This is a genomic window from Bacillus sp. YBWC18 (genome assembly GCF_002998775.1).
Classification (GTDB): domain Bacteria; phylum Bacillota; class Bacilli; order Bacillales; family Bacillaceae; genus Bacillus.
In genome coordinates, this window is record NZ_PVRI01000001.1 from 387,168 (window position 1) to 400,536 (window position 13,369).

General features: G+C 40.1%; 14 protein-coding genes and 1 pseudogene. 10 read left to right on the forward strand and 5 right to left on the reverse strand.

Features of this window, described 5'->3' with window-relative positions:
- Nucleotides 1-184 precede the first annotated feature (184 nt).
- Together sigI and C6348_RS02090 are read left to right on the forward strand one after the other, a co-directional pair.
- Nucleotides 185-940 (forward strand): RNA polymerase sigma factor SigI, encoded by a 756-nt coding sequence (gene sigI, locus C6348_RS02085; RefSeq protein ID WP_034662939.1) that lies wholly within the window; start codon nt 185-187, stop codon nt 938-940.
- Nucleotides 937-2,119, forward strand: a pseudogene (locus C6348_RS02090) (anti-sigma factor domain-containing protein). Before sigI ends, C6348_RS02090 begins: the two are co-directional and overlap by 4 nt.
- A 39-nt stretch (nt 2,120-2,158) precedes the next feature.
- Here C6348_RS02090 and C6348_RS02095 read toward each other — a convergent pair.
- Together C6348_RS02095 and C6348_RS02100 are read right to left on the reverse strand one after the other, a co-directional pair.
- Nucleotides 2,159-2,353, reverse strand: a complete 195-nt coding sequence (locus C6348_RS02095) for an alpha/beta-type small acid-soluble spore protein (protein ID WP_003211343.1) — start codon at nt 2,351-2,353, stop codon at nt 2,159-2,161.
- A 105-nt stretch (nt 2,354-2,458) separates the two neighbouring features.
- On the reverse strand, nt 2,459-3,187 hold the full coding sequence (locus tag C6348_RS02100) for a DUF1836 domain-containing protein (protein ID WP_060596106.1): 729 nt from the start codon (nt 3,185-3,187) through the stop codon (nt 2,459-2,461).
- A 280-nt stretch (nt 3,188-3,467) separates the two neighbouring features.
- On the opposite strand from C6348_RS02100, the gene htpX reads away from it, so the two are divergent.
- From htpX to C6348_RS02120, 5 genes are all read left to right on the forward strand, one after another.
- Complete coding sequence (htpX, locus tag C6348_RS02105; protein ID WP_106041700.1) at nt 3,468-4,367, forward strand: protease HtpX; 900 nt, start codon at nt 3,468-3,470, stop codon at nt 4,365-4,367.
- 143 nt (nt 4,368-4,510) lie between these two features.
- Complete coding sequence (locus C6348_RS02110) at nt 4,511-5,860, forward strand: TrkH family potassium uptake protein (RefSeq protein WP_080869518.1); 1,350 nt, start codon at nt 4,511-4,513, stop codon at nt 5,858-5,860.
- Nucleotides 5,861-5,957: 97 nt separating this feature from the next.
- Nucleotides 5,958-6,476 carry a DUF421 domain-containing protein gene (locus C6348_RS02115; protein ID WP_034662926.1) on the forward strand — a complete coding sequence of 173 codons (519 nt, stop codon included), beginning with the start codon at nt 5,958-5,960 and terminating at the stop codon, nt 6,474-6,476.
- 6 nt (nt 6,477-6,482) lie between these two features.
- The gene (locus C6348_RS18830; protein WP_088004399.1) at nt 6,483-6,647 is read left to right on the forward strand and encodes a hypothetical protein; all 165 of its coding nucleotides are present in this window, start codon (nt 6,483-6,485) and stop codon (nt 6,645-6,647) included.
- Nucleotides 6,640-6,822, forward strand: coding sequence for a hypothetical protein (locus tag C6348_RS02120; protein ID WP_034662925.1), 183 nt, complete (start codon nt 6,640-6,642; stop codon nt 6,820-6,822). Before C6348_RS18830 ends, C6348_RS02120 begins: the two co-directional genes overlap by 8 nt.
- A 27-nt stretch (nt 6,823-6,849) precedes the next feature.
- Here C6348_RS02120 and C6348_RS02125 read toward each other — a convergent pair whose 3' ends face one another.
- A complete protein-coding gene (locus C6348_RS02125; RefSeq protein WP_106041702.1) occupies nt 6,850-7,869 on the reverse strand; it encodes an acyltransferase family protein in 1,020 nt (339 codons plus the stop codon).
- A 293-nt stretch (nt 7,870-8,162) separates the two neighbouring features.
- Between C6348_RS02125 and C6348_RS02130 the strand changes: the two genes are divergently transcribed.
- The 3 genes from C6348_RS02130 (at nt 8,163) to C6348_RS19140 (ending at nt 11,077) form a co-directional block, all read left to right on the forward strand.
- Nucleotides 8,163-10,358 carry a PAS domain-containing sensor histidine kinase gene (locus tag C6348_RS02130; RefSeq protein WP_106041704.1) on the forward strand — a complete coding sequence of 732 codons (2,196 nt, stop codon included), beginning with the start codon at nt 8,163-8,165 and terminating at the stop codon, nt 10,356-10,358.
- Between the two features lies 1 nt (nt 10,359).
- Complete coding sequence (locus C6348_RS02135) at nt 10,360-10,851, forward strand: methylated-DNA--[protein]-cysteine S-methyltransferase (protein ID WP_066030983.1); 492 nt, start codon at nt 10,360-10,362, stop codon at nt 10,849-10,851.
- A gap of 91 nt (nt 10,852-10,942) precedes the next feature.
- Nucleotides 10,943-11,077, forward strand: a complete 135-nt coding sequence (locus C6348_RS19140; protein WP_262417168.1) for a hypothetical protein — start codon at nt 10,943-10,945, stop codon at nt 11,075-11,077.
- Between the two features lie 25 nt (nt 11,078-11,102).
- On the opposite strand, the gene mtnA is transcribed toward C6348_RS19140, so the two are convergent.
- Both mtnA and mtnK read right to left on the reverse strand, forming a co-directional pair.
- On the reverse strand, nt 11,103-12,164 hold the full coding sequence (gene mtnA, locus C6348_RS02140) for an S-methyl-5-thioribose-1-phosphate isomerase (protein ID WP_106041706.1): 1,062 nt from the start codon (nt 12,162-12,164) through the stop codon (nt 11,103-11,105).
- Nucleotides 12,165-12,170: 6 nt separating this feature from the next.
- The gene (gene mtnK / locus C6348_RS02145) at nt 12,171-13,364 is read right to left on the reverse strand and encodes an S-methyl-5-thioribose kinase (RefSeq protein WP_106041708.1); all 1,194 of its coding nucleotides are present in this window, start codon (nt 13,362-13,364) and stop codon (nt 12,171-12,173) included.
- Between the last annotated feature and the right edge of the window lie 5 nt (nt 13,365-13,369).

Consider the following 13,369-nt stretch of genomic DNA (forward strand, 5'->3'; position numbering starts at 1 on the left):
TAACACGTATATTACAAATAAGGGGGAGATACCCCCTTATTTCTTTGCTTTTAGACGAAACATTGTAAAGTAGATGATGATATACATGTCATAATTGAGTAACAGGAAATGAATTCCTCATTTCTTCCTTTGCGCTTCCCTCATAAATTAGCTATCATAAATGAGTAATATAGGGAGAACTGAGGTGAAACCATTGCTTAGCCTTTTGTTTAAAAAAGGAAAGAAAAAGCAAACATTAGAGCAGTCGGCTATCAGTATTCAACAAGGTGATATCGAGCTGCAAAATGCATTAATAGAGCAATACAAACCATTTGTCGCTAAGACGGTTTCATCCGTTTGTAAACGATATATAGATGAAAAAGATGATGAATTCAGCATAGGCTTAATTGCCTTTAATGAAGCGATAGAAAAATACTCTGCCGAAAAAGGAAATTCACTCCTTGCTTTCGCGGAATTAATTATTAAAAGAAAAGTGATCGACTATATTCGAAAAGAAGCGAGAAATGCGCCAACGGTTCAAATGGACCTGCAAGAAAGTGAAAATGGCGAGTACTCTCAAAGCATGATTGAAGCAGAGCTGTCTACAAATGAATATAGACGTTTAATTGAACAAGAACATAGAAGAGAAGAAATAGAACATTTTAAAGAACGATTAAAAGTATACGGTCTCACGTTTCAAGAGCTGCTTGAACATTCACCAAAGCATGCAGATGCCAGGCAAAATGCTATTAAAGTAGCTCACACACTCGTTGAACACGATGAGCTCAGAACCATTTTATTTCAGAAAAAACAATTGCCGGTCAAACAGCTTGAAAAGCTAGTGGAAGTCAGCCGCAAAACGATTGAGAGAAATAGAAAATACATCATTGCGATGGCGATCATTATGACGGGTGATTATGTGTATTTGAAAGATTACCTTAAAGGGGTGCTTAATTCATGAGAAGAGGCATTATAGTAGAGAAAAACAAAAAATATGTCACGCTGCTGACCCCTGATGGACAATTTCTGCGGACAAAATATGAACAGCAAGACTATGAAATCGGTCAAGAAGTGACATTTCCGAATGAATCACGTCTCGAAAGAAAAAGAGCCGGTTTTTTTGACCTGCTTCGTTTACGTCCGTTAAATGCAGGAATCCTATCAATCGCAGCGATTATTGTCGTGATTTTTACTATGATGCCATCTTTCTCAAGTCAAAAAGCATATGCATATATGACAATTGACATTAACCCAAGCTTTGAACTGAAGCTTGATCACGATTATCAAGTGATCGGTGTCACACCACTGAATAAAGATGCGAAACAAGTACTGGCCAGTATGAAGGATTTAGAAAAAAACGACATGACCAAAGTCGTGCAGGAAATCATAGATGACTGTGACAAAAAAGGTTACGTGAACCACTCTAAGAGCATTTATATTTCAACGGTTTATGAAAACAAGCAGGACCATACATATAAAACCAACGTCAAAAGTAAAATTAACACCATCTCTGGTGAATATCAAAAGCGCGATTACAAGCTAGAAACTGTGGAAAGTGACCTGGAAACAAGAGAAAAAGCTCAAAAGGCAGGCATCTCAACAGGCACATATATCAGAAATCAAGAAATGCAAGACAAAGATCAAGAAGACATTCAAAAGGATGAAGACGCAGCAGAGAGTGATGCTGTCAAAGAGGAAGACCCTAAAAAAGATGATGAAGATCAAGCAGACAAAGACAAACAAGAAGACGTCAAGACAGACGATAGCGAAGAGATGAAGCCAGATCAAGAGGCTCCTGAAGCTGAAGACAAAGAGCAGAAGGATCAAGAGAGGGAAGAGCAAGGATCTATTCAAAAGCCTCACCAAACAAAACCTGATGATGAAAGCAAAGACAATCAAATAAAGGAAGAAAAGGATCGCTCTTTCGATAAAGAACAAAAAAAAAATCACTCAACGGAACCTGATGACAAAAGAAATCCAAACGGCACATCACGTGGTGGCGCTGAAAAGGACACAAAAAAAAACGACAGGGATCAGAAACGGCCGTCCGCTGAACGAAAAAGAGAACATATGAAGCAAGGAAAAGGTGTACCCGTCCCCTTATCGTGAGAACCGGGATGAGCACACATATGAACAATAAAAAAACGCCAGAATAGCTCCGGCGTATTTCACCATGTTTTTATTTAGATTGATTGCCCATTTGTGATTGAGCCTGTTGAACGAGTCTTTTTGTAATTTCACCGCCAACAGAACCGTTTGCACGTGCGACTGTATCTGAACCGAGAGTCACGCCAAATTCTTGAGCGATCTCGTATTTAAATTGATCTAATGCTTGTTCTACTCCAGGAACAAGAAGTTGATTTCGGTTTGCCATGTCCATATTCCTCCTTTCACCTCATGTTTGTTGCGCCTTCTTATTTTGAAGAAAACAGCGTACAATTATGCTGGCAATTGCTGCACAAAAAACCGAGGTGATGATTCACCTCGGTTCTTCTTTATCCTGATGCTGCAATGTATGAAACATCATTTCTTGTGCCGTACTTTGCAAGTGTGAAGTAAAGACAGAAAAAACGGTTGAACTGATAATGCCTTTGATCAAATGCCATTGATGCTGTGTCAATTCAGAAAATTCTTCACGGAGCTTATCTGTCTGTTCCTCTGTGATTTCCCGTAAGTTTGTTTCTTTTAACGGAAAATGAGTATGATGATAAATAAAATCAAGGACATGCGCATATGCTTCATAAAAGCGCAGTGGACTAATAATATCATCAGTTCGATCCGTAATTGTGTTAAATAAGGCAGATAAGATGGTACGGATGGCATCAAAGTCAAAAACTGATTTTAAATCTCTAACAATTAATAAAATAACGACCTGATCAATTGAGTACTTCTTTCCAAGCTCAGGGTGGCCAATCATATCTTTAATATCACGTTTGATCCAGTTTTGAATCGCTGTCGATTTAAGAGAAGTCAGTTCGCATAGGTTTCCTAATTCTACAATTTCATTTGTGGAGAGTCCATGCTCTGATTTGTGTTTCCGACGTTCAAGCCTCTCAAAAAAAGAAGGGATTTTTAGCTCGTCATGTTCGTGATGTTTGTCTTTTTTTACAGATAAATTTAATAGCTGAAGCGGAGTCAGATCTCCCTCTCCTTTTAGAGAATAGAGAAGACTTGTCATGTCAATTCTCGTTAATTTAAAAGCACCCATTATTCCACCTCGTTTGTACGTCAAAAACGTCATAATTGATCTAATTCAACATCATAATCTCTTTTTGATGAAAATGCAAAATAAACTAAAATCCAGAAAGCGGCGTCACAATTTGTTCACTTTTCAGCTGTAGCAAATGTCGTAAATTTTGAAGTGACGGGGCTTAAGCCGTTATGATAAACATAGGAAATGATTCCTTTTTCCTTGCAATTTGAGACGTTTATTTTTATAATTTTATTAATAAGTTCAAATGAACTTAATATGACAGCGGAGGTTATGTATGGGTAAAAGAATATTTCTGTTTATATTAACGAACATTCTTGTTATCACTACGATTGGTATTGTACTATCGGTTATTAGTGCAGCAACTGGTGTTGGTTCTTATATAGGAGCAGATGGTGGAATTAATATTGTGGCATTGCTAGTATTCAGTGCAGTTGTTGGTTTTGTTGGCTCGTTCATGTCACTTGCAATGTCTCGCTGGATGGCAAAAATGATGATGGGTGTGCGTGTGTTAAACCCTGAAAAGGATTCATTAACATATGATGAGCAGCAGCTTGTTGACCGCGTGCACAGATTATCAAGAGCAGCAGGCCTTTCTAAAATGCCTGAGGTTGGTATTTATCAATCATCTGAAGTAAATGCTTTTGCGACAGGTCCTTCTAAGAGAAGATCACTTGTTGCGGTTTCCACTGGATTGCTTCATGAAATGGATGATGCAGCAGTTGAAGGTGTAATCGCTCACGAAGTTGCTCACGTTGCGAACGGTGATATGGTGACAATGACGCTGCTTCAAGGGATCGTCAACACGTTCGTTGTCTTCCTTTCAAGAATTGCGGCATGGATCGCAAGCCGCTTTGTTCCGCGTGAAGAGCTTGTGCCGATTGTTCATTTTATCGCAGTGATTGTTTTCCAAATTATTTTCTCTATCTTAGGAAGCCTTGTCGTGTTTGCATATTCTAGACACCGTGAATTCCATGCAGACCGCGGCGGAGCTGACCTTGCCGGTAAAGATAAAATGATTCATGCGCTTCGCTCACTTGAGGCGTATACGTCAAGAATCAAAGATGATGATCAAACAGCAGTTGCTACGCTTAAAATCAGTGGTAAACGAAAAGCTTCTCTTTTCTCAACGCACCCTGATTTAAACGAAAGAATCAGAAGACTAGAAGCAAAATAAGAGAGACGAAAAGACATTCTGTTACAGGATGTCTTTTCTTTTTTGATGAAAAAGTAAATAAAGCATAAAATACCTTTAAAATCATGTCTCTTTTCATTAAAATGATAAGTATTGAAAATTGAAAGTTAAAAGAAGGAATGACAATGAACCCAATTAAAAAGCTAATTGACCGGCTATCGGCTTTCCAGCTGATTGCCCTTTATTATTTTCTTGCTGTGACCGTCTCGTTTATTCTTCTAAGTTTGCCAGTCGCTCATCAAGATGGGGTGGTGAAGTGGACATTTATCGATGCATTATTTACGGCAGTGAGTGCGGTAAGTGTCACAGGACTCACCGTTGTTGATACCTCCCAAACATTTAGTGTGGCAGGTATGTGGATCCTTGCGTTTGTCCTGCAAATCGGAGGTATCGGCATTATGACGCTCGGTACCTTTGTGTGGATTGTCATGCGAAAAAGGATCGGGATTAAAGAAAGAAAGCTCATCATGGCAGATCAAAACCAGAGCAATTTATCAGGAATTGTGAAATTAATGAAGCAGGTCTTATATTTAATTTTGCTCATTGAGTTTGTAGGCGGTCTGATTTTAAGCATGTATTTTCTCAAATATTACGATGTGCAGGCAGCATTCTTACATGGCTTCTTCTCAAGTATTAGTGCGACCACCAATGGGGGCTTTGATATTACAGGGAACTCGCTCATCCCTTACAAAGATGATTATTTTGTCCAATTTATTACGATGCTGCTGATCATCTTTGGAGCCATTGGCTTTCCTGTCCTCGTAGAAGTAAAGGATTACTTATTTAATCAGGACCGAAAGCACGCATCGTTCTCATTGTTTACAAAAATCACAACGATTACGTTTGGCAGCTTAGTCATTGTTGGCGCTATTGGGATTTATGCCCTTGAAGCCCGGTTTACGTTTTTAGGGAAGAGCTGGCACGAAGTTTTGTTTTATTCATTGTTCCAATCGACCGCCACAAGAAGTGGTGGACTTTCCACATTAGATATTACTCAATTGACAGAACCGACGCTGTTATTTTTATGTCTGCTCATGTTTATCGGGGCATCTCCAAGCTCGGTTGGGGGCGGAATTCGGACAACCACCTTTGCCCTTAATTTACTCGCACTGTTTCATTTTGCTCGGGGAAATAAGTCCATTAAAATCTTCAAAAGAGAGCTGCATCAAGCGGATATAAACAAATCTCTAATGGTGACGATGATGGCCTTTATATTGGTGTTTGGCGCTACATTCTTATTAACCTTATCCGAGCAAAATACGCTTCTTCAAAATTTATTTGAAGTCTGTTCTGCATTCGGAACAACAGGGCTATCACTAGGGATTACCTCTGAGCTCTCTGTTTTCGGTAAGTGTATCATTATGATGGTCATGTTTATTGGACGGATCGGCATTCCAAGCTTCTTGTACTTAATTGGCCGAAGAGAAAGCGAAGCGAATTACCATTATCCGAAAGAGCGTGTCATCATCGGCTAAACAGCATTCCGAGCGAATGCTGTTTTTTTATTTCCATTATCTAACTGGCTAAATCACGCGAGATGTTCGCAATCTATAGGTAAGAGGTGAACGAGACGTGCTGGATGTAATATGGAAAGCAATTGTCATGCTGCTAGTTGGTACCTTGCTGCTGAGAATAGCAGGGCCTAAATCCATTAGTCAATTAACTGTTCAACAAACAGTGATCATGATTTCAATCGGATCGATTATTATCCAACCCTTTATTGAGCACAATTTACTTGAAACGATTTATGCCGCTGCTACATTTATCATTGCACTCGTCATCATGGAAAAATTGTCTATCCAATCTGATTTCTTTGAAAAATTGGTTTCAGGGAAATCTGTGGTCATTTTGCAGGATGGAGAAATGCTTGATCACAAGCTGAAGAAAACGAGGCTCACAAGGGATGAATTCAAAATGCGCTTAAAGCAGCAAGGCATTACAGACATCAGCTGTCTCAAAAAAGCCACCCTAGAAGCCAATGGACAAATTGGCTATGAATTAAAGCCAGAAGAAAAGCCCGTGACGGTCAAACAAATGAAGGAACTCCTAGACCAATTAAGAGAAGAACTAAATATGTTAAAAAAGGACTGATTTCAGATGAAAAGAAAAGCAGCGAAAAATGAAGCACTGACAAATAATATGACACCGACAGAAAGCATGGCACATGATCAAGGACAAACCCAATTTGATGAACAATCAAGAGATCGTCAGGCAAACCGAAATTCTCACAAAGGGAAACAAGGAGGAGGATCTCATGACTAAAAAGCATGTGAAGAGCAAGGACATGAAAGACCATAAGAGGCCAATGGACCCAGATATCTTAGAAGAGGAATTTGGCAGTGAGCTTGGAGATATCAACAGCAGCAAATGGATTGATACTCTTGTAAAACCTAAGAAAGATGCTGAATGTCACAATGGACACATGGATGAAAAATAGAAAAAACGATCCTCGCGGGATCGTTTTTTATTTGATATAACTGCCTTGCCTGCCGGTGATTGTACGCAAAAGATTGTTCATTTTGAGCTCAATCACTGGCTGTGCAACGTTTTTAACAAAGGTGCTAGACAGGGTAAAGGTTAACAGAATGGTCAGCAGCAATAACATCAGTACACTTGCTGCATTCAGGGCCCAGTCGTCAAACCAAGTCGTTCTAAGCAGCTTGATCACAAAGCCATGTAGTAAATACACATATAACGTTCTTGTGCCCCATTTTGTAAAGAAGAAACGGCGTGTTGGCACTAAAGCAAAGAAGCTGAATGTAGCGCCAAATGCAAGCAGATACCATGCCATTCGTTTCATCGCCGCAATCAATCCCTCATCTCCAAGAGAAGCATATGACTGTGATCCAAATAAGAAGGAATAATCAAATTCATAGAAATAGCAAAACAGGAATACAGCCATTAATACAAGAAGTGCTGCCAGCTTTCCTTTGCTTGTACGGATGAATTCAAAGTGCTGCTTTTTCAAATAGAAGCCAGCTAAAAACATCGGCAAAAAGACAAACGTACGCGATAAGCTGAGCGTATTGCTGATGCTGTCCACGTAACCGACAAGTAACGCAATCAACAAACTGACGATCATCGCCCCGTGAAACGGAAGTTTAGAAAAAGGAATGAGCAGCAAATTCCAAAAAAATAAACTAATTAAAAACCATAAAGACCATTGCGGATCAATTGGATTTAAATTGGCCATGCTTTGATCCTGCAAGAGATAATAGTAAACTGAATAGATCACCTGAAAAATTAAATATGGGATGATCAGCTTAACGGCGACTTTTTTCATAAAACCTGGCTTTCTAAAGCCTTTTGCAAAGAAGCCGGAAACCAAGATAAAGGCGGGCATATGAAAAGTATAAATAAACTTGTATAAATAGAGCATCCAATCATTATCATGAATGAATGATCGTAACAAATGACCAAAAACAACTAGAAAAATCAGAAGAAATTTTGCATTATCAAAATAACTATCTCGTGAAGATGCCATAACATCACCTTTCCTGCTTGATTTCAAACATAAATGTTCTATGTGCACTGTTCCCGTATTTGCCCCATTTTAAAATACATTTTGGCTCATTTCGCTATTTGATGTGAAATTGTAGAACGGTTGTAAAAGAAGCGTAAGAAAAGAGAATCGCAGTTCGATCCTGTCATCCAAATGAAATAAATGAGACAGTCTTCGTGTAAAAAGTTATTTTTTTTTATGAGTCGAATGAAGGAACAATGAAAATATTGTAGAAATATTGTAGAGGAATGAGGCTGGAAAAGGAGTGTAAGAGAATGACTGAAACGCTCGATGGCGCAGAAGATATCAGAAAATTAGAAAAAGAGAACGAATATTTGCGAACAGAGTTGATGCAGCAAAAGAGGCTGTTAAATAAGACGTTAGATGCCATTTTCATATTTGATCAGCACCTCAATATTATCCAAGCCAACGAAGCGACATGCAGGCTTGTACAGACATCGAAAGAAGACCTCCTCAATAAATCCGTTCTAGATTTCCTATACGGCATCCCGAAAGACAAAATTGAATGCTCCCTTGATTTATTTTTTCGAAAAGGAACGTTAAGAAGAGAAATCTCCATTCAGCTTGAAAACGGGGAAACAAAATACATTGAATTTGTCGCAGAGCATGACGTCGTGAATCAGCAATATATCGTGGTCATGCGAGATATTTCCTCAAAGAAAATACTAGAACGAGAACGCTCCATGAATGAGCAGCTGTTCAAAGATTTGTTTGACCGAGCTATTGACGGGATGGTCATTTTTGATCAGGATGGCTGCATGATCGACGCCAATCACTCTTTTTGTCAGAGCTTTGAGCTGCAAAAGACCGATTTAACCGATCGTTATTTAAATGAATTTGTCGAAGATGAAAATCTTCCAGCCTTGCAGCACCTTTTAACGTCACTTAAAGAAACAGGGAAAGCCAAGGGAGAGCTTCCCGTTACCCTTCAATCTGGCCAGCAAAAATTATTCGAGCTCACCATTACATCAAATGTCATGAGCGGTTTTTATATGTCCATCATGCGGGATATTACAGAAAAAAGGTTAATGGAAGAAAAGCTGTTAAAAAGTGAGGAACGCTTTCGAGAAATTTTCGAAAATGCAATGGATGCGATCATCATATGGGCAGATGATGGAGAGATTGTGAGAGCCAATGAATCAGCCTGCCGAATTTTTGAATTGCCTATGCACTCACTGATTGGCAAGAAACTCACAGACTTTCTCGTGAAATCTGATCAGAGATATAGGCCGACTAGAAGACGTTATATTCGGAATCATGAAATAAGGGAAGAGCTGTTGTTCAGAATGGCAAATGGTCAGTTTAAAGAGCTCGAGTTTACATCAAAGCATGCGGTATTAGAAGGACAGCACTTAACCATTTTACGTAATGTGAGTGATCGAAAAAGAATGGAAGAGGAGCTGCGCGAAAGTGAGCTCAAATTCCGTAAAGTATTTAATGGATCAATGGACGGCATTGTTCTTTTTGATAACCAGTACCGCATTATCGAAGTCAATCCATCCGCAAGCGAGCTGCTCGGATTGAAAGACGATCATTTAACGGAAATGAACCTTTTCCATATCCTTGCGCCTTATCAAATTGAACATTTGGCACAGCCTGCTCAGGCGATGTCGTTAGATGAAATGGACAATGAAGTTCCGTTTGTGCTGAACCATCCAGATCAGCGTATATTGGAATTCTCTTTTAAACGCAACATTATTCATAATATGAATTTGGCGATCTTTAGAGATGTGACAGAGCGGAAGGAATTAGAAGAGCGGGTGAGAAAATCAGATACCCTTCATGTGGTGGGAGAGCTTGCCGCTGGAATTGCTCATGAAATTAGAAACCCGATGACAGCATTAAAAGGCTTCATACAGCTGTTAAAAGGAAATATAGAAGGGGAGTATTCGCTCTATTTCAATGTCATCACTTCAGAGCTGAAAAGAATTGAATCCATCATCACCGAATTTTTGATTTTAGCGAAACCGCAAGCCATCGTATATGAAGAAAAAAATGTGGTGCAAATTATGAAAGACACGATGGATCTTTTGCACGCACAGGCGAACCTCGGCAACGTTCAAATGCATCTCAATGTGTTGGATGAGATTCCGCTCATTTATTGTGAACAAAACCAATTAAAACAGGTCTTTATTAACATTTTGAAAAATGCAATTGAAGTCATGCCGAGAAAAGGAAATGTCTATGTGAGCATTCAGCGGAAGGGCGAAGAGCATATTGTCATTTCACTGCGGGATGAAGGCTGCGGAATGGCAGAGGACAAGCTCAAGCGTCTAGGGGAACCATTTTATACGACAAAAGAAAGAGGAACTGGACTTGGCTTAATGGTTAGTTATAAAATTATTGAAGAGCATCAAGGAACGATTGAGGTAGAAAGTGAGGAAGGGGTAGGAACCGTCTTCCATCTCACGCTTCCACTGAGGCAGAAGAAACAAGAAGGAGAGCACTAACGTGTATTATACCGTCTATCACGCACCAATTGGGGCATTATACATACTAGAAAAAGACGATGCCATCATCGAGGTGATGTTTGATGATGAGCCATTTTTAGTAAAAAAGCAGAAAGCCGATCTAAAAGAAGAAGAAACGCCTGTATTACAAGAAGCGAAAAAGCAGCTAGATGAATATTTCAAGGGAGAGCGCCAAGTATTCGATCTCCCGCTCAAGCAAAAGGGATCTCCGTTTCAAGAGCAGGTGTGGGAAGCACTTTCGACTATTCCATATGGTGAATCAAAAAGCTATGCAGACATTGCAGAAGCGATTGGCAACCCAAAAGCTGTAAGAGCGATTGGACAAGCGAACAGACGCAATGCATTACCTATTTTTATTCCCTGTCACAGAGTGATTGGAAAAGACCGCTCTCTGACGGGCTATGCAGGAACAAAAACAGACATGAAAGCGGTTCTGCTAGAATTAGAAGGTATCCCATTTGTTCAAAAATAAATCGATTGACCTGTTCCAAATGTTTGTCAAGCGACATATCCTTTTATTAAGCTAAAAAAGTTGGTTGAGGGAAAAAGGAGGGCGCTAGGGAATGTTTTGGGGCAAAAAGAATAAAATGTATGCCGTCACATCACTATGTGTCAAAATGAACGTTTTGACAGAAGAACAGAAAAAAGAAATCTTAGCAAAAACGAATGAAATAAAAAAGCGCGGTGCTCTTAAATAATAAGTACACGGCGCTTTTTTTATGATTAGAGTGAGGTGCTTTCAGCGAACAGAGCATCAATCTCTTCTGTATAGTTCGACGTGATAATCCCTTTCTCTGTAATAATACCTGAAATGAGATGGTGAGGAGTGACATCAAAGGCGGGATTGAATACCTGAACATCAGGCGGTGCAATTTGGACGCCGTTTAATTCCTTTACTTCCAGCGGATCACGCTCTTCAATTGGAATATCTGCCCCGTCTTGGGTTGATACATCAAAGGTGGAAAGCGGTGCAGCTATAAAAAACGGAATTTGAAAATGCTTAGCTAAAATGGCGAGACTTAACGTTCCAATCTTATTCGCCGTATCTCCATTACGGGCAATACGATCAGCTCCAACAATGACAGCGGAAATTTGCTTTTCTTTCATCGTATGGGCTGCCATGTTATCTGTAATGAGCGTCACATCTACGCCGCCTTGCATGAGTTCCCATGTTGTCAGACGAGCCCCTTGAAGAACAGGGCGTGTTTCACAGGCAAAAATGTGAAGATCGAGATTTTTCTTTTTGGCTAAATAAAATGGAGCAAGGGCTGTTCCGTACCGGCTCGTGGCGATGGAGCCTGCATTGCAAATGGTCATAATACGATCACCCGATTTAAAGAGCTGGAGTGCATTTTGACCGATTTGTCTGCATGTTTCTTCATCTTCAATTTGAATTTGAATGGCTTCATGGACAAGGTCTGTTTTGGCTGCATTGACCGAAGCTGCACGCTCAATGCGCTGCAATAATCGCTCTAAAGCCCAGGCTAAATTCACAGCGGTTGGACGAGCACTGTTTAAATATTCTTTTATCTGAATGACTTCTTGTTTAAAAACATCAATTTCTTCTGTCTCAATGTCTTGGGCACTGAGCGCCAGTCCAAAAGCTGCTGTAATGCCAATGGCAGGTGCTCCCCGCACTTTTAACGTGACAATGGCATCATACACGTCTTCTTTTGTATATAAATGCTCAAACTCAGTTTCGGCCGGTAATTTTTGCTGATTCAAAATGTTAATATGGTTTTCTTCCCATTCGACAGAACGGGGGACTTCAAATTCTTTAGACAAAACCCGTCACTCCTTTACAGATTGCTGGAATAATGCGACGAGGTCAGACGCTGCTTCCACTGCATGATATTGTTTGATCATTGTTTTTCCGAGCGTTAGTGCTGCTTTTTTCTGCTGAATCCTTCTAGATGGTGATGGAATCGCATCGAGATCAGCGGCATGAGCAAGGCCGATTGTTCGGCGGACAAGCTCACAGCCCGCAAAGCCTGCCGCTTCTTTTAAAATACGGTCAAAGGTTGTTGCTAAAAAACTGTCAGATACACTAAATGCTTCAATGCTGTCTTCTTTCCAAGCTTTTGCGAACACTTCTTTGAATGTCGCCCATACATTGATGACATGGTCAAAAAGGTGCTGCTGATCGTGTTCATTCTCACGAGACAAAGCATTGAGGAACAGGTTAGCGATAAAGTGGCCAATATCGAATCCAAAGGGACCGTAAAAGGCGAATTCTGGATCAATGATTTTTGTTTCCGTCTCACTTGCAAAAATACTGCCTGTATGAAGATCTCCATGAACGAGTGTTTCAGCAGATGTCAGGAAAATACGCTTCAGTTCGGCTGCTTTGGCCTGCACTTCAAGATCTGCCCAAAGCGCTTCGGCAGCTTCTCTTAATTCTTCTTCGAAATCATTTGTGCCGCTATCAAAGAAAGGATCTGTGAAGACGAGCTTTTCGGTAATGTCACAAAGGTCCGGATTCGTAAATTGCTTCACAAATTGTTTTTTGATTTTAGGATTTGTGGCAAAGTCAGAAGTGTAAAAAAGTGTTTTTCCTAAAAATTCTCCTACATGATCGGATAAATGCGGATATTGTTTTCCGGCAATTAGCCCTTTTCTGACGATTTCCAGGTGTGATAGATCCTCCATTGCCGTCACAGCAAGAGCTGTATCTGAATAATAGACTGCAGGTACAAGGTGCGGCGTATATTCTGACTGCTTGATCAGGGCAGCACTTTCAATTCTCGCGCGGTCTAATGTAAGCGGCCAGCTCTCTCCGACCACCTTGGCATAGGGCAGAGCCTGCTTGATGATCAATCCTTTTTCTTGTTTGTGATCAAAAATATGAAAGACGTAATTTAAATTCCCGTCACCGATTTCCGTACATGTCAAATGACTGCTTTCTTGGATCAAGCCAAGTCTAATTGCGAGTGCAACTGCCGAGCTTTCTGTTAATTCTTCATATGATGCCGTAAGTGTAACCAATTGCT